Raw genomic sequence first — 15,383 nt, forward strand, 5'->3', positions numbered from 1 at the left:
GTGCATTTGAAAGTAATGCATGAAACCCATGGGCGGGCCGTGCCCCGACCATGGCTCAAAGGATGTACCGCGACAGGTCTTCGTTTTGACTGAGTTCGACTAGGCGCCGGTCCACATAGGCCGCGTCAATCACCACCGTCTGGCCCGACAACGCGGCTGCGTCGAAACTGACATCGTCGAGTAAACGCTCCATCACGGTGGCCAGGCGCCGGGCGCCGATGTTCTCGGTGCGCTCGTTGACTTCAAAGGCAATGCGGGCCAAGCGGGTGACGCCATCGGCCCGGAAATCGAGGGTCACGTTCTCGGTTGCCAGCAGGGCCTGGTACTGGCGTGTGAGCGACGCCTGGGTCTGGGTCAGGATGGCCTCGAAATCTTGCACCGACAGGGACTGCAACTCGACCCGGATTGGGAAGCGGCCTTGCAGTTCAGGAATCAGGTCGCTGGGTTTGCTCAAGTGAAAGGCACCGGAGGCCACAAACAGGATGTGGTCGGTCTTCACCACACCGTACTTGGTGGACACGCTGGTGCCCTCGACAAGCGGCAACAAGTCGCGCTGCACGCCTTGACGTGAGACCTCAGCGCCGCTGCCTTCGCTGCGGGAGGTGACTTTGTCGATCTCATCGATGAACACAATGCCGTTTTGCTCCAGAGTGTGCAGGGCCTGCGCTTTGATCTCATCTTCGTTGATCAGTTTGGCAGCCTCTTCGTCGACCAGCAACTTGTGGGCCTCGGCGATCTTCATGCGTCGGCTCTGGCGCTTAGCTTGCCCCATTTGGCCGAAGATGCCGCGCAACTGCTCGGTCATTTCCTCCATGCCGGGCGGCCCCATGACTTCAAGTGCTGGGCTTGCGGCCGCCACATCAATTTCAATCTCACGCTCGGCCAACTGCCCCTCGCGCAGCTTTTTTCGGAAGGTCTGTCGCGCGGTGCTCTCGGCGACTGGCTCCGACGACACCATGCCGAACTCGCCGCGAGGCGGTGGGAGCAGTATGTCCAAGATACGCTCTTCTGCGGCGTCTTGGGCACGCGCACGCACCGCCGCCTTCGCCGTCTCCCGGGTTTGCTTGACTGCAATATCGGCCAGGTCGCGAATGATGGAATCCACATCCTTGCCAACGTAGCCCACCTCGGTGAATTTGGTAGCCTCGACCTTGATGAAGGGTGCATCAGCCAGGCGCGCTAGGCGCCGTGCGATCTCGGTTTTGCCCACGCCGGTAGGCCCAATCATCAGAATGTTTTTGGGCGTGATTTCTGCGCGCAATCCAGCGTCGACTTGCTGCCTGCGCCAGCGGTTGCGCAGCGCAATGGCCACCGCACGCTTGGCTTGGGGCTGGCCAACGATGTGCTTGTCGAGCTCTGCGACGATGTCCTGCGGCGTCATGCAGTGGGTAGATCCAGGGTTTCGATGGTGTGCTGCATGTTGGTGTAGATGCACAGCGCACCGGCAATTTCAAGGGCGTTCTTGACAATCTCTGGCGCGCCCAAAGCGGTGTGTTTGAGCATAGCCACCGCAGCAGCCTGCGCGTAGGCGCCACCCGAGCCAATGGCGACGATGCCGTCTTCAGGCTCCAGTACATCGCCGTTGCCGGTAATGATGAGCGAGGCCTGGTGATCGGCCACAGCCAGCATGGCCTCCAAACGACGCAGCACCCGGTCAGTGCGCCAGTCTTTGGTGAGCTCGATGGCGGCGCGCACCAAGTGGCCCTGGTGCTTTTCCAGCTTCGCCTCAAAGCGCTCAAACAACGTGAAGGCGTCGGCGGTGGCACCCGCAAAGCCTGCCAACACCTTGCCGTGGTGGAGCTTGCGTACCTTGCGTGCGCTGCCTTTGACGATGATGTTGCCCAGGGTGACTTGCCCGTCACCACCAATGGCGACCTGGTCACCATGGGGCGTCTTGCGCCGCACGCTGATGATGGTGGTTCCGTGGAATGCTTCCATGATGTTCAGACTGGGCGGGGCACCACGGTAGCGAATTCGTGGATGCCGACAACGGTAAAGAAGGCCGCAACCAAGCGCTGCACCTGATTGAACTGCACATGCAGGCCTTGCATATGCTTGCCACTGGCCCAGTTCAAGATGCTACCGGCTGCGGCAAAGTCCACCCGCAACAGCCCGGCGCAGTCGACTGCCAAGGTTTGTCCGGGTTGATGCAACATTTCCATCATGGCCAAGGCGGCGCTAGCGTCGCCCAATACCTCACCGCGCAAGCCAGGCTGCAGCGGATCCGGTACGGTCTGCATTTGCATGCCCTGCGGTACGGGACTGGCAAGGCTCAAAGCCGCAATTTCACGGTACTGGCAGCGGGCGTCCACCCAATCAGGCGGCACCAGCTCAAAGGTAATGCAGTAGTCCAGCGCTGCCAGCTCGAAGTCATCTTGCAAGTGCATCGACCGCAGTGCATTGAGCCGTGTGATCCACCAGGCGGGATCCACGCTGCGGTCACCCGAGGGGGTCATGTACCGCAAGGCCTGCACCAGCCTCTGGCTGCCGGCAAACTGCAATTCCACCGGTTCCTCGCACAGGCTCGAAAAAAGCTCTCCCAAAAGCGGCATGGCGCCGGGCGCAATTCGGGTCAGGCTGGACCAGTCGATTCGCCATGGCATGGGTTGGGACGACATGGCATCGCGCAAGTCTTCCATGCCAGCCAGATTGAGCAACTCGGGGCAAGTCCATGTAGGGACTTGGACCGCTTGCGAGGCCGCCATCGCAGCGCCACCAGTGGTACCCCAGTCGGCCAGCCGGACCCACGTGGGCTGGACCCTTCCGGGAGTGGCGCAAAACTCCATCACTACGGCGTCAAAAGCGGCCCGGTTGCCGGTGGCGCGGTACAAGTCCAGCAGCGCTGCGGCCCAGACTTGCAATGCAGCCGGCGGGCAGCCCGGCGCGCGCATGGACGACAACAGACCCTGCTCGGCACCCCAATCGTCGCCACTGGCAAAACGGATCGCGGCTTGCTCTAGCACCGGGTCGATGGCCACGGCACCAGGCATGGCCACAAAGGCGCGGGCAGTCGACAGCCCTAGTTCGGGCACACCAAACTCGGAGGCCAGTGCATGGGTGCCGCCGCCCGGACCCATCTGAATCGTGGCCACATCCTCCGCAAGTGCAGTGGCGCCTTTACCGGCAGCGGGGAAATTGGCCTGCGTTGTGTCGAAATCTTCACCCTGGCCCGCTGTGTCCGCCTGGACGCTGGTGCCGGATGGGCTGTTGCCCAACTGCGTAGCCATTTGCGCCTCGATGGCGTCGATCTTCTTCAGGGTGTTGGCGCGCCCATCTTGGTCGCTGGGCCAGCTGGTTTGGAAAAACGAGGAGAGGGCAGCGCCTACAGCCCCGTCCAGAGCGCGGTTGCGCAGCTTGCGCAACTGGTCGAACTCACGCTTGCGTACAAAGTCGTTTTGTCGCTTGCGCTCCATCATGGCCTTGATGGCCTGTTTGTCGTACTCCTGCTCAGGCGCCTTGGCCAGGTCGTCGAGCTCAGACCAGTCCTTGGTCGGATTACGCACAAACAAGGCCACCTTCGACAATAGGCCGGGACGCTCGTCTTTGGTGGCCATGGGCTGCGTAGGCAGGTGGGGGAAAGACGGCGGGCTTAGTCGCCAAACATCTTTTGCTTGAGCTCGCGGCGCTGCTGGGCCTCGAGCGACAGCGTCGCAGTGGGTCGCGCCAGCAATCGGCCCACGCCGATGGGTTCACCTGTCTCGTCGCAATAACCGTAGTCGCCCGCGTCAATGCGGGCAATGGACTGCTCAATTTTCTTCAGCAGCTTGCGTTCTCGGTCACGGGTACGCAACTCCAGGGCGTGTTCTTCTTCAATGGTCGCACGGTCGGCCGGGTCTGGTACCACCGAGGTGTCCTCACGCAAGTGTTCGGTGGTTTCGCCCGCGCTATTGAGAATTTCACGCTTGAGCACCGACAACCGGTGGCGAAACGCAGTCAATTGCACCTCGTTCATGTACTCGGCATCGGGCATCGCCATCAGCTCAGCGTCGGTCAACTCGACCGCTGGCTTGGTCTTCCAGTGGTTGGCGAGCTTGGGGTCTTTCTTGATCAAGGCTGGCGCCACGGGCACGATCAACGTCGGGGCAACTGTCTGGCTGTAGCTGGCCTTGGCCGCGGTGGATGCCACCGATTGGGCCATGGAGGGCACGGTCAGTTGGGCCAAGCGCGAGGACGGACGTCCAGGCTTTTGCTGCAGGCCGATGGGCGCAAGCACCGCAGAAGACGGGGCTGGCTTGGTAATGGTAGGGGGCATGGGGGAAACGGGTTTCACTGTTGCTGCCATCCGGGCTGCGGGCTGCGCCGCCGGCGCGGTGCCAGGTTTGGCTTTCACCGAGGCCGCTGGCTGGGTGGTCGCTGCGGACTTGACCGCAGTGGCCGCCGGAGCTTTCGCCGGAACCTTCACGGGGGGCTTGACTACGGCTTTGGCGGCTGGCTTGGCGGGTGCCTTGCCAACGGCCTTTTGCGCCGCTAGGCTGGGATTTGGCTTGGTGGGCTTGGTTGCCGCTTTGGTGGCGGGTTTGGCAACGGTAGATTTGGAGGCGAGTTTGGTGACCACGGTGGAGGTGGACTTGGCCTGCGGCTTGCTTGGCTTTGCCGCAGGTTTGGTTACAGATTTACCGGCGGCCTTGGTGCTTCCCTTGTTCAGGGGCTTACCCGCCGTCTTGACGGGCGCCTTGGTCGGCGGCTTGGCGGCACCCTTGGCCGACACAGCTGGCTTGGCGGGTTTCACCGGTTTGCTGGGCTTGGCGGGCGCCTTGGCTGCTTTGGCGACCACTTTCTTGGCGCTGGGGGCCGCTTTGGTGGCGGGCTTCTTACCGGATTGGGCTTTCACGTCGGGTCTCCTGGCCGGGGTCACGGGGGTTTTTTTGGATGTCCCCTGCGCCTTGGCGGAAGCCTGTGGGGGCTGGGAAACCGGGTTTTTGTCGGCGCGCGAGTGTACAGGCTTGGCCATCGGAAAACCCATCAGTTGCAAAATCGAGACAATCATGTGGAGCTGGGCCGGAAGGTGCTACCGGCATCAAAAAAGTGTTGCGGTGCATCATGCACCAGATTTAGGCTCACACCAGCGCCTGTTCCAGCCCTTGCAACAAGATGTCCTTGGGCAGGTCGATGCCAATGAACACCATCTTGCTGCAGCGGGTTTCGCCAGCCGCCCACGCCGGGCCCAAGTCACTGCCCATGAGCTGGTGGACGCCCTGAAAAATCACCTTGCGCTCGGTGCCCTGCATGTGCAAAACACCTTTGTAGCGCAGCATGCGCGGGCCGTAGACGTTGACGATGGCGCCCAAGAAGTCTTCCAGCTTGGCCGCGTCAAAAGCACGCTCTGAGCGAAACACAAAGCTCTTCACGTCGTCATCGTGGTGGTGGTGGTGACCATGTCCGCCATGCGCATGCGAGGGGTGGTCGCAGTGCTCGCCCTCGGCATGGTCGTGGTGCGCATGTGCGTGGTCATGGCTGTGGTCGTGGTCGTGATCGTGGTCATCGGCCTGGAGGAAATCGGGGTCAACGTCGAGCTTGGCATTGAGGTTGAAGCCACGCAGGTCAAACACCTCGCTCAAAGCCACTTCACCAAAATGCACGGAACGCTGGGGCGCGCGCGGGTTCATGTGCTTGAGGCGGTGCATCAGCGCAGCGAGCTCATCGCCCGAGACCAAATCGGACTTGCTGATGAAAATCTGGTCGGCAAAACCGACTTGGCGGCGCGCCTCTTGCCGGTCGTTGAGTTGCTGGGCGGCATGCTTGGCGTCCACCAAGGTGAGGATGGAGTCCAGCAAGTAGCTCTCCGCGATTTCGTCGTCCATGAAAAAGGTTTGCGCCACTGGGCCGGGGTCGGCCAAGCCGGTGGTTTCAATCACCACGCGCTCAAAATCGAGTTCGCCTTTGCGTTTTTTCTCAGCCAGATCGCGCAGGGTGGCGCGCAGGTCTTCGCGGATGGTGCAGCAGATGCAGCCGTTGCTCATCTGGATGATTTGCTCGTTGGTGTCGCTCACCAGGATGTCGCTGTCGATGTTTTCTTCACCGAACTCGTTCTCTACCACCGCGATTTTTTGCCCGTGCGCCTCGGCCAGCACCCGCTTGAGCAGGGTGGTTTTGCCCGAACCCAAGAAGCCGGTCAGGATGGTGGCGGGAATCAGCGACATGGCGGCATCCAGAAATTTGAAGCTGCGGAGTTTAACGGCGCAGGATGACCAGCCCCTTAAGGTACTCGCCCTCGGGAAAGGCAATGGTCATGGGGTGGTCGGGGGCGGCGCTCAGACGCTCGGTGATGAAACCGTCCACCCCCGCGTCCGAACCCGCGCCGGCCACGATTTTGTGGAACAGGTCGGCGCTGATGCCACCCGAGCAAGAATAGGTGTAAAGCACCCCACCCGGCTCCAGCAATTTGAAGGCCAGTCGGTTGATGTCTTTGTAGGCGCGCGCAGCGCGCTCAGCATGGGCCACGGTGGGCGCGAATTTGGGCGGGTCTAACACAATCGCGTCGAAGCTGCGGCCATCCTCGGCAAAGCGGCGCAGCGAGGCGTTGACGTCGGCGTCCAAAAAGCTGGTGCGGCTTGCATCAAAACCGTTGCGCGCCACATTGGCCGCCGCCAAGGCCAAAGCCGGGCCGCTGGAGTCGATGGAAGTGACGTGCGCGGCCCCGCCCGCGAGTGCTGCCACGGTGAAGCCACCGGTGTAGCAGTAACAGTTGAGTACGCGCTGCAATTGCAGGCGGTGCACCGCCTCTGCAAACTTTTTGCGGTTGTCGCGCTGGTCCAGGTAAAAACCGGTTTTGTGGCCCTCGGCAATGTTCAAGGCCAAGGTCCAATCGTGCTCTTGCAGCTCCAGGTCCAGCGTGCCGCTGCCGCGCAGCCAGCCAGTGCGTTCGCCCAGGCCTTCCAATGCACGGCTGCTAGCGTCGGAGCGCTCGTAGAGCCGGGTCAGGCCGGTCTCGGCGAGCACCGCGTCGGCCAGCACATCTTTCCAGCGCTCTACTCCGGCTGCGCCAAACTGCGCCACCAGCGTGTCGCCATAGCGGTCCACCACCAGGCCGGGCAGGCCGTCGGACTCGCCGTGAATCAGTCGCACGCCGTTGCTGCGCACATCCAGGCGCGCCCGGGCCCGCACCGCGCGCGCCACCGCCGCCTGAAAAAACCCGGCATCGATGCGTTGGTTGGCATCAAAACTCCACGCGCGGGCGCGGATTTTGGAGCTGGGGCTGAACGCCGCCCAGGCCAAAAAATGGCCCTCGGCTGACTCGACGCGCACCGTCTCGCCACTGTCGCCGCCGCCTTTGGCGATGGCGGACTCAAAAATCCAAGGGTGGTGGCGTAACAGAGAGCGCTCTTTGCCGGCGCGCAGGCGGATGGACTTCATGCGCTGATTGTCGCTGGCAGGGTGCGCGCAAAATAGTCAAACACCAAACGGATGCGCGGGCTGCTGCGAATCTCGCGGTGCACCACCAACCACATCGGCAGCGGCGGGATGGTCAGCGCATCGGGCAAGACACGCTGCACCACCGGGTCGGTGCGCGCCAGGTAGTGCGCGAGAAAACCAATCCCTAAGCCTGCGCGCACCGCCTGCCACTGCAGCACCAGATCGTCGCTGCGAAACACAAAGGCCTCGCGCGCGACGGGCACGCCCAAGGCGGCAAAGCCTTCCACAATGGTGGCATCGGTGTCGCCGCCCACCAGGTCGTGCTGCAACAGGTCGGCGGCCGTGTGCGGCGTACCGCGGCGCGCCAGGTAGCTGGGGTGGGCGTACGCACCTAGGCCCACATCGCCCAACTTGCGGGCCACCAGCGAGCTTTGGTCGGGCCGCACCATGCGCAGTGCAATATCGGCCTCGCGGCGCAGCAGGTTGCTCACCTGGTTGCTGGCGACCAGCTCCAGCGCGATCTCGGGGTGCGCCAAGCGCAGCGCGGCCAGCGCCGGCGGCAGGAGGTAATGGGCCACCGGCTCGCTGGCGGTGATGCGCACCGTGCCTCCGAGCGCGGTGTGCGCGCCGGACAACACGCCCGAGAGCTGCAAGGCCCCGGCCTCCATGTCGCGCGCGGCAGCGGCCAAGGCCAGCGCAACCGGCGTGGGCGCCAGTCCGCGACCGGTGCGTTCAAACAGCACCACACCCCATTGGCTTTCCAGCTCGGCCACATGCCGCCCGAGTGTGGGCTGACCCACCTTGAGCGCACGCGCGGCGCCCGACAACGTGCCGTGGTCCAAGGCCGCCAGAAAAGAGCGGACCAGGCTCCAGTCAAACGCTTTGGGGGGCTGCGGGTGCGCTCTGGGGGTCTTCATAGGTGCATAGCTGGTGTGGGCAATTCGGCATTGTGGAGTCCCCATGGGCTTCCCACAATGGCAACCACCACGACTACGAAGGAACACCATGCAACGCAGAAACTTTTTGCGCGTCAGCGGCGGCGGCTTCATCGCAGCAGCCACGCTGGCACCACTGGCATCGATGGGTTTGAGCGGCTGCAGCCCGACCATGCCCGAGAGCGCCGTCGAGGCCTGGAAGGGCCCGGCACCCGAACTGGCCAACACCGATGTGCGCCGCTGGATCCTGTCCTACGCCATCCTGGCGCCGCATGCGCACAACCTGCAATCCTGGGTGGTCGACCTGCAGCGCGACAACGAGATCGTGTTGCGCTGCGACGTCAAGCGCCTGTTGCCCCACACCGACCCGCTCTCGCGCCAGATCATGCTGAGCCAGGGCACCTTTTTGGAGCTGCTCGACTTGGCCGCCAAAGCGCGCGGGCTCCGAGCCGACATCAGCCTGTTTCCCGAAGGCGCGCACAGCGCGCAGAACGTGGACGCCCGCCCCGTGGCCCGCATCCGTTTGGAGCCCGACGCCAGCGTGCAGAAGGACCCGCTGTTCGCCCAGGCGCTGCTGCGCCACACCCACCGCGGCGCGTATGACATCGGTCGCCCGGTGCCCGACGCGGCCTGGCAAACGCTGACCGAGGCAGCGCGCGCACCCGGCCTGCGTCTGGGCTATGTGGGCAGCGCGCAAGCCGCTGCGCTAGACGCCCACCGCAAGCTGGCGGCGCAAGCCTGGCGCATCGAGCTGACCACGCCGCGCACCGTCATGGAGTCCTACGAGTTGCTGCGGGTGGGCGCCGACGAGATTGCACAGCACCGCGACGGCATCTCGCTGTTGGACACCAAGGTCGTGCTGCTCAACCGCTTCGGTCTGCTCGACCGCAGCACCGCCCCCGCCGCCGACGCCTATGCCACCACCAGCCAGATCAGCAGTTTTGAGAACAACTTGGCCACCACACCCGGCTTTGTGTGGCTGACCAGCACAGGCAACGACCGCATCACCCAGGTGAACGCAGGCCGCGCCTACGTGCGCCTGCAACTGGCCGCCACCGCGCTGGGCCTGTCGATGCACCCGCTGTCCCAAGCATTGCAAGAGTACCCCGAGCAACGCCAGCCCTACGCCGACGCCCACGCCCTGCTCGGCGCCACGCGCCCGGCCGAGACGGTGCAAATGTGGACCCGCATCGGCTACGCGCAACCGGTGACACCGTCGCCCAGGCGGCGGTTAGGAAATTTCATTCAGGCCTGAAATGCGAGAGGAAAGTTGCGAAGCGAAATCGAGGGCGGCAGGTCGCGGGCTGCACGATGGCGATCACATGCACGCTGTGCAGCGCCAACGGTGGTCAGAGTTCAAGCGGCATGGCTGACACAAGGCGGAACGAGGCCCCAGGGCCAACTCTTTGCGCACTAGGTGGTATGGTTCCAACCGAGCCAACCGAGCCTAGCCCATGCACCCCAGCAACCCGTTCGAAACCCCGCTCCCCATCATCCAAGCGCCCATGGCCGGCGTGCAGGGCTCGGCTTTGGCGATTGCGGTAGCGCAGGCGGGGGGCTTGGGTTCCTTGCCTTGCGCCATGCTGTCGCCCGCCGCTTTAGAGGCCGAGCTGCAGGTCTTGCGGGTCCACCAGCAGGCGCGCTTCAACCTCAACTTTTTTTGCCATCTCCCAGCGCCACCCGACGCTGCGCGCGAGCAGTCCTGGGCGGCGCAGTTTGCGTCCTATTACACGCAGTGGGGCGTAGACGCTAGCGCACTGGCGAACGCGCCTGCGCGGCTGCCCTTTAACCGCACCATGGCCGACCTGGTGTGCGCGTTTGCGCCGGCGGTGGTGAGCTTTCACTTTGGCCTGCCCGCGCCTGAGTTGGTGGCCCAGGTCAAGCGCTGCGGGGCCAAGGTGCTTTCCTCGGCCACCACGGTGGAGGAGGCGCTTTGGCTGCAGGCGCACGGGGCGGATGCCATCATCGCCCAGGGTGTGGAGGCAGGCGGACACCGGGGCATCTTTTTGACCGAGGACTTGGCGTCGCAAACCGGCTTGTGGACCCTGCTGCCCCAGGTGCTGGCGGCGGTGGACGTGCCGGTGGTGGCTGCGGGTGGCATTGCCGATGCGCAGGGCGTGGCGGCAGTGCTGGCAGCGGGCGCGTGCGCAGCGCAGGTGGGCACCGCTTACCTCTTGTGCGACGAGGCCACCACCAGCGCGGTGCACCGCGCCGCCTTGCAAAGCGACGCCGCCCACCGCACTGCGCTCACCAATGTGTTCACCGGACGCCCGGCGCGCGGCATCGTGAATCGGATGGTGCGCGAGTTGGGCCCCATCAACCCCTTGGCGCCCGCCTTCCCCACAGCCGCAGCGGCCTCGCTGCCCTTGCGCCAAGCCGCCGAACGCCAGGGCAGTAGCGACTTCTCTCCCTTGTGGGCCGGGGAGGACGTATCGGGCTGTGCCGCGATTACAGCGGGGCAGATGACGCGCAGGCTGGCGGGCTTGGACAACAGCTAGGCCAGCCGCCAGCCGCCTGGCTCAGGCGTCGCGGGACTCGCGCCGCCCATCGGGATGCAGCGCAAAGCGCCCTTGCCCGCGCGGGTGCACCGGGTCGCTGGCGGGCCAGGGCCAGCCGCCAAAACCGGTGCGGCGGTAGTCGGCAAAGGCCTGCTGAATTTCTTGTTGGGTATTCATCACAAACGGGCCGTACTGCGCCACCGGCTCACCAATGGGGCGGCCTTGGAGCAGCAGCAACTCGGCTGGTTCGGCACCGTTTTCCAGTTCCACCGCCTGGTCGCCCGCCACCTCCACCACCGTCGCGCTGGGCAGGATCTGCCCGGCCAGCGTGAGTTGCGCGCCCTTGAAAAAGTACAGCTGCCGCCGCGTCTGGGCGCTCTGCGCCGCAGGCAAAGTCCAGCGCGCGCCGGGCGCCATAGCCAAGGTGAGGATGGCCAGATCGGCGCTGGGGTCGCTGGCCCAAGAGTCGGGCGGCGCGGGCAGGCAGCGCGCGCCGGTCAGGGTGCCGGCAATGCAGGCGATGTGCGTGTGCAGCCCGTTGGCGTCGGTGGCGGTTTGGCGGGGAATGTCTTCGCTCCAGAACATGGTGAAGTGCGGCGCGGCCATCTTGTTCTTGGCTGGCAGGTTGAGCCAGATTTGGAACAGCTCGGTCGGGTTGGGCGCATCGGTGTGCAGCAGCGGAAACATCTCGCAGTGCACGATGCCTTGGCCTGCGGTGAGCCACTGCACATCGCCATCACCAAAGCGCGCGGTGGCACCGGCCGAGTCGGCGTGGTCAATGCGACCCTGGCGCACGATGGTCACCGTCTCAAACCCACGGTGCGGGTGCGTCGGAAAGCCTGGCACCGTCTGTCCGTGGTACATGCTCCAACCGTCCTTGCCCGAGAAGTCCTGCCCCAGGTCGCGCCCGGCCAAGGACGCCACCGGCGCCATACGCGCATCGCCCGCCGGGTAGTTGTCGTGGTGGTGTACGCAGAACAAAAATGGATCGAGGGTCTGCCAAGGGAAGGACAGCGGCGCAACCGACACGATGGGTGACTTGGACATGGCAGGCCTCCTGGCGCTAGGGAGTTGGAACTGGCTAACTTTTGGAACCGGAGTCCGATGGCGCACGGGGCCGAGATTTGGCGCGCGGGTGGGCTGCGTCGTAGGCCTTGGCCAGATGCTGAAAATCCAGGCGGGTGTAGACCTGCGTGGTGCTGATGTTGGCGTGGCCCAGCAGCTCCTGCACCGCGCGCAAATCGCCGCTGCTTTGTAGCAGGTGGCTGGCAAACGAGTGGCGCAGCATGTGCGGATGCACCGGAGCCGCGGTGCCCGCAAGCAGGCTGCGCCTACGCAGCCGTTGCCACACCGATTGGGCAGTCAGGCGGGTGGCGTTGCGGCCACAAAAAAGCGCCAGGGTCTCGCCCTGCGCTGTGCCACCCTCGCCGCGCACTTGAAGCCAGCGCTGCAGCGCACGCAAGGCGACGCTGCCTACCGGCACGGTGCGGCGCTTGGCACCTTTGCCCAGCACATGGGCCTGCGCGGCCTGCAGATCGATCCAACCTTGGGCCGTGCTGCTGGCCTGCACATCCAGGCCCACCAGCTCGCCCACACGCAAGCCGCTGCCGTACAGCAGCTCGACGATGGCAGCATCACGCGCCTCCAGCCAGGGGTCGTCGTCGGTCACATGGTTGGCCAGGTGCACCGCATCGTCCACCGCCAGGGCTTTGGGCAAGGGCTTGGGCGCTTTGGGTGCGCGCACGTCTTGCACCGGGTTGGAGGCGACCAGGCCGGCGCGACCCAGCCAGGTGTAGAAGCCGCGCCAGCCCGACAAAATCAGTGCGATGCCGCGCCCGCTGCGTCCCGCGCTGTGCATCTGCGCCACCCAGCGTCGGATGTGCTGGTTTCTGACATTGCACAGGGCCACATGCGCTTGTGCCGCACAGGCCTGCAGCTTGTGCAGATCGAGCGCATACAACTCGACGGTGCGCGCTGCCAGCCGCTTTTCTACGCGCACATGCTCCAGGTACTGCTCAACCAGCGCGTTGTCGTCGGCGGCGACCTGCATGGCAGCTACTGCAGTCGTGCGAGCGCGGCGCTTGCCAAATGGCCGATGCGGGCCAGAAAGTCGGTGCCCATGCCGCTGGCAAAACGCTGGGGGTCACCAGAGGCCAGCACCAGCATGCCAAAGGCCGGGTTGGCCTCGCCCGCAGGCCCGTTGCGCAGAGCAATCAGCGCCAGCGAGGTGACGGCAGTCGGCTCGGGCAGCCACTGCACCGCCTCGAAGCCGGTGTTGAGGCCACAAAACGGCTCCACCAAAGCGCTGGCAAACCCCTTGGCATCATCGCTTGCGCCTTGCGCAAACGGTTGGTCGGCAAAGGCCGGGGCCACGCCCCACACCCGCAAGCCCACTTGGGGCACCGCAAACTGCGACGCGATCTCAGAAGCGATCTGCGCTGGCAGCGCCGATGGGTCGGTGCTCTTGAGCAGCGCGCTGGCCCAGCGCACGATCTTGTCTTGCAGCAGCAGGTTGTCGTTGCCGTTGCGCAGCATGTCCATCATGCGTTGCTCAAGCAGCTTGATTTTTTCGCGCAGCAACTCGGCTTGGCGCTCCTGCAGGCTTACGGCGCGGTGGCCGTGCGGGCTGCTCAGTTGCACTGCGGCCAGCAGCTCGGCGTGGCGCGCAAAGAAGTCGGGGGTGTTACCCAGGTAGTGGGCGATGTCGTCCTCGGTGATCGGGTTGGTTAGGCTTTGGTTCAGAGGATGGGTCATGGGAATCAATCCGAATACATCGATAGGCTGGGATGGTCAGGGACGTCAATTTCGCCTTGAAACACAGTGGTGGCTGGGCCGCTCATCCACACCGATGCACCCAGACCGGCCCAGGCAATGGTGAGCACTCCGCCGTGGGTGTGCACCTGCACACTGGAATCGATCAGTCCCAAGCGCATGCCCGCCACGGCAGCGGCACAGGCACCTGTCCCGCAGGCCAAAGTTTCGCCTACACCGCGCTCAAACACCCGCAAGCGGATCTGTGTGCGGCTTTGCACCTGCATGAAACCCACATTGACCCCTTGTGGAAAGCGGCCACTGGCTTGCACCAGGGCGCCCAAGCGGGCCACTTCGATGCGCTCGGTGTCGGCCACCTGAATCACTGCATGCGGATTGCCCATGGACACGGCGGCGAGCACCACCTCGGCAGCTTGGGCTGCATCCCCCGTGAGGGGCACAAGCCATTGACCCCAGTCACCCTGGGCAACTTGGTGGCGCAAGCCGGTGCCGTCAAACGGGATGTCCGAGAGCGCAAAAATCGGCACACCCATATCGACCGTGACTTGGCCGTCAGCGCCCAAGCGCGGTGCGATAACGCCCTTGCGGGTTTGCACGCGGATGGTGTCTTTGCTGGTCAGTCCGCGGTCGCGGACAAAGCGGGCAAAGCATCGTGCGCCGTTGCCGCATTGCTCGACTTCTTGGCCGTCGGCGTTGTGGATGATGTATTCGAAGTCGATGCCCTCGGCGGGCGAAGGCCGCACCGAGAGAATTTGGTCTGCGCCCACTCCAAAATGGCGGTCCCCTAAGAAGCGGTACTGGGCGGCGCTCAGACCCAAGCGACCTCGGGTTTCGTCAAGCACCACAAAGTCGTTGCCTGCGCCCTGCATTTTGGTGAACTGGATTCGCATGGCGCAATTATCGGCCCGCTTTGCCCGGCAGCTTACATTGGCACGAAATCGGTGGGATAGGCCCAATACTCGCGCAACAGGTAACTCTCGGGCAAATTCAGCACCGCGCTCTTGGGCGGAATCGGGCTGGCAAACCACTTGGCATACATGGCCTGAATCTGCTTGGAGTAAATCAACGCGCGCAATGTGCCGTCAACGACTTTTTTGAGCTCTGGATCGTTCTTTGGCATTGCGATGGCCAAGGCCTCGGTGGTCAAGAACTTCCCGATGATCTTGAGCGCTTCGGGCTTGTCGCGGCCGGCACGCAAGCCAAACAGAAGCACATCGTCCATGGCAAATGCCTCAGCCTTGCCGTTCTCGACCATCTCGACCGCTTTCTGGTGGTCTGGCGCTTCGACGATGGTGAGCCGCAGCAACCGGTCGCGGTTGGCTTGCACCAGCGCCTTGAGCGGCGTGGAGCCCGCCGTGGACACCACCGTTTTGCCTCGCAAGTCCTCCAGCCTGGTGGCCGGGTTCTCGGCGCGCACCATCAAACGCGCACCGGTGATGAAGTGGGGAATGGCAAAGGCAACTTGGGTGCGGCGCTCGGCGTTGTTGGTGGTCGAACCGCACTCCAGGTCCACCTTGCCTTGAACCACCGAGGCGATGCGGTTGACGGATGTGACCGGCACCATGGCGATCTTCATATCCTTGGCGCCGGTCTTGATGCGAATGGCCTCTGCAATGGCCAGACACAGGTCCACCGCGTAACCCACCGGCCTGCCGCTGCCGTCCAGATAAGAGAAAGGCACCGAGGCATCGCGGTAGCCGAGGTTCAGGGTGCCGCCATGGGCCACCCGCTCCAACACGGTGTCAGCGTGGGTCGGTGGCGCCGCCACCGCCAACATTGCGCACGCCACCAATGACCAACTGGTTTTTTGCTGCATACAAGACCT

14 protein-coding genes are annotated in these 15,383 nt (G+C 64.2%); 2 read left to right on the plus strand and 12 right to left on the minus strand.

The window, feature by feature from the left end:
• Positions 1–55: 55 nt before the first annotated feature.
• The 7 genes from hslU to ACILRC_RS03245 form a co-directional block, all read right to left on the minus strand.
• Positions 56–1,381, minus strand: coding sequence for an ATP-dependent protease ATPase subunit HslU (gene hslU / locus ACILRC_RS03215; RefSeq protein ID WP_395667906.1), 1,326 nt, complete (start codon positions 1,379–1,381; stop codon positions 56–58).
• Complete coding sequence (hslV, locus tag ACILRC_RS03220; RefSeq protein WP_395667907.1) at positions 1,378–1,938, minus strand: ATP-dependent protease subunit HslV; 561 nt, start codon at positions 1,936–1,938, stop codon at positions 1,378–1,380. Before hslV ends, hslU begins: the two co-directional genes overlap by 4 nt.
• Before the next feature lie 5 nt (positions 1,939–1,943).
• Positions 1,944–3,554: an STAS domain-containing protein gene (locus ACILRC_RS03225; RefSeq protein ID WP_395667908.1), complete on the minus strand. Its 1,611-nt coding sequence runs from the start codon at positions 3,552–3,554 to the stop codon at positions 1,944–1,946.
• Between the two features lie 35 nt (positions 3,555–3,589).
• Positions 3,590–4,831, minus strand: coding sequence for an RNA polymerase-binding protein DksA (gene dksA / locus ACILRC_RS03230; protein ID WP_395667909.1), 1,242 nt, complete (start codon positions 4,829–4,831; stop codon positions 3,590–3,592).
• Positions 4,832–5,057: 226 nt separating this feature from the next.
• A complete protein-coding gene (locus tag ACILRC_RS03235) occupies positions 5,058–6,140 on the minus strand; it encodes a CobW family GTP-binding protein (protein WP_395667910.1) in 1,083 nt (360 codons plus the stop codon).
• Between the two features lie 31 nt (positions 6,141–6,171).
• Positions 6,172–7,353, minus strand: coding sequence for a class I SAM-dependent rRNA methyltransferase (locus tag ACILRC_RS03240; protein ID WP_395667911.1), 1,182 nt, complete (start codon positions 7,351–7,353; stop codon positions 6,172–6,174).
• Positions 7,350–8,270, minus strand: coding sequence for a LysR family transcriptional regulator (locus tag ACILRC_RS03245; RefSeq protein ID WP_395667912.1), 921 nt, complete (start codon positions 8,268–8,270; stop codon positions 7,350–7,352). The genes ACILRC_RS03240 and ACILRC_RS03245 overlap by 4 nt, the downstream gene beginning before the upstream one ends.
• Before the next feature lie 88 nt (positions 8,271–8,358).
• Between ACILRC_RS03245 and ACILRC_RS03250 the strand changes: the two genes are divergently transcribed.
• Entirely contained in the window at positions 8,359–9,543 is a 1,185-nt protein-coding gene (locus tag ACILRC_RS03250; RefSeq protein ID WP_395667913.1) for an Acg family FMN-binding oxidoreductase, read from the plus strand.
• Between the two features lie 199 nt (positions 9,544–9,742).
• A complete protein-coding gene (locus ACILRC_RS03255; protein ID WP_395667914.1) occupies positions 9,743–10,786 on the plus strand; it encodes an NAD(P)H-dependent flavin oxidoreductase in 1,044 nt (347 codons plus the stop codon).
• A gap of 21 nt (positions 10,787–10,807) precedes the next feature.
• On the opposite strand, the gene ACILRC_RS03260 is transcribed toward ACILRC_RS03255, so the two are convergent.
• The 5 genes from ACILRC_RS03260 to ACILRC_RS03280 are packed head-to-tail and all read right to left on the minus strand — an operon-like array spanning position 10,808 to position 15,374.
• Positions 10,808–11,833, minus strand: coding sequence for a pirin family protein (locus tag ACILRC_RS03260; protein ID WP_395667915.1), 1,026 nt, complete (start codon positions 11,831–11,833; stop codon positions 10,808–10,810).
• Between the two features lie 34 nt (positions 11,834–11,867).
• Positions 11,868–12,836: a tyrosine recombinase XerC gene (locus ACILRC_RS03265; protein WP_395667916.1), complete on the minus strand. Its 969-nt coding sequence runs from the start codon at positions 12,834–12,836 to the stop codon at positions 11,868–11,870.
• A gap of 5 nt (positions 12,837–12,841) precedes the next feature.
• Positions 12,842–13,540 (minus strand): DUF484 family protein, encoded by a 699-nt coding sequence (locus ACILRC_RS03270; RefSeq protein ID WP_395667917.1) that lies wholly within the window; start codon positions 13,538–13,540, stop codon positions 12,842–12,844.
• A 5-nt stretch (positions 13,541–13,545) separates the two neighbouring features.
• Entirely contained in the window at positions 13,546–14,448 is a 903-nt protein-coding gene (gene dapF / locus ACILRC_RS03275) for a diaminopimelate epimerase (protein ID WP_395667918.1), read from the minus strand.
• Positions 14,449–14,480: 32 nt separating this feature from the next.
• Positions 14,481–15,374, minus strand: coding sequence for an amino acid ABC transporter substrate-binding protein (locus tag ACILRC_RS03280; RefSeq protein ID WP_395667919.1), 894 nt, complete (start codon positions 15,372–15,374; stop codon positions 14,481–14,483).
• Positions 15,375–15,383 lie beyond the last annotated feature (9 nt).

Origin of the sequence: Rhodoferax sp. (genome assembly GCF_044236835.1) — a bacterium.
Lineage (GTDB): Bacteria > Pseudomonadota > Gammaproteobacteria > Burkholderiales > Burkholderiaceae_C > Allorhodoferax.

What these genes read in the sequence shown, in the direction of transcription:
- hslU (WP_395667906.1), bottom strand. Translation starts at nt 1,381, where the DNA reads ATGACGCCGCAGGACATCGTCGCAGAGCTCGACAAGCACATCGTTGGC.
- ACILRC_RS03245 (WP_395667912.1), bottom strand. Translation starts at nt 8,270, where the DNA reads ATGAAGACCCCCAGAGCGCACCCGCAGCCCCCCAAAGCGTTTGACTGG.
- ACILRC_RS03250 (WP_395667913.1), top strand. Translation starts at nt 8,359, where the DNA reads ATGCAACGCAGAAACTTTTTGCGCGTCAGCGGCGGCGGCTTCATCGCA.
- ACILRC_RS03235 (WP_395667910.1), bottom strand. Translation starts at nt 6,140, where the DNA reads ATGTCGCTGATTCCCGCCACCATCCTGACCGGCTTCTTGGGTTCGGGC.
- ACILRC_RS03265 (WP_395667916.1), bottom strand. Translation starts at nt 12,836, where the DNA reads ATGCAGGTCGCCGCCGACGACAACGCGCTGGTTGAGCAGTACCTGGAG.
- ACILRC_RS03260 (WP_395667915.1), bottom strand. Translation starts at nt 11,833, where the DNA reads ATGTCCAAGTCACCCATCGTGTCGGTTGCGCCGCTGTCCTTCCCTTGG.
- dapF (WP_395667918.1), bottom strand. Translation starts at nt 14,448, where the DNA reads ATGCGAATCCAGTTCACCAAAATGCAGGGCGCAGGCAACGACTTTGTG.
- ACILRC_RS03270 (WP_395667917.1), bottom strand. Translation starts at nt 13,540, where the DNA reads ATGACCCATCCTCTGAACCAAAGCCTAACCAACCCGATCACCGAGGAC.
- ACILRC_RS03280 (WP_395667919.1), bottom strand. Translation starts at nt 15,374, where the DNA reads ATGCAGCAAAAAACCAGTTGGTCATTGGTGGCGTGCGCAATGTTGGCG.
- hslV (WP_395667907.1), bottom strand. Translation starts at nt 1,938, where the DNA reads ATGGAAGCATTCCACGGAACCACCATCATCAGCGTGCGGCGCAAGACG.
- ACILRC_RS03240 (WP_395667911.1), bottom strand. Translation starts at nt 7,353, where the DNA reads ATGAAGTCCATCCGCCTGCGCGCCGGCAAAGAGCGCTCTCTGTTACGC.
- ACILRC_RS03255 (WP_395667914.1), top strand. Translation starts at nt 9,743, where the DNA reads ATGCACCCCAGCAACCCGTTCGAAACCCCGCTCCCCATCATCCAAGCG.
- ACILRC_RS03225 (WP_395667908.1), bottom strand. Translation starts at nt 3,554, where the DNA reads ATGGCCACCAAAGACGAGCGTCCCGGCCTATTGTCGAAGGTGGCCTTG.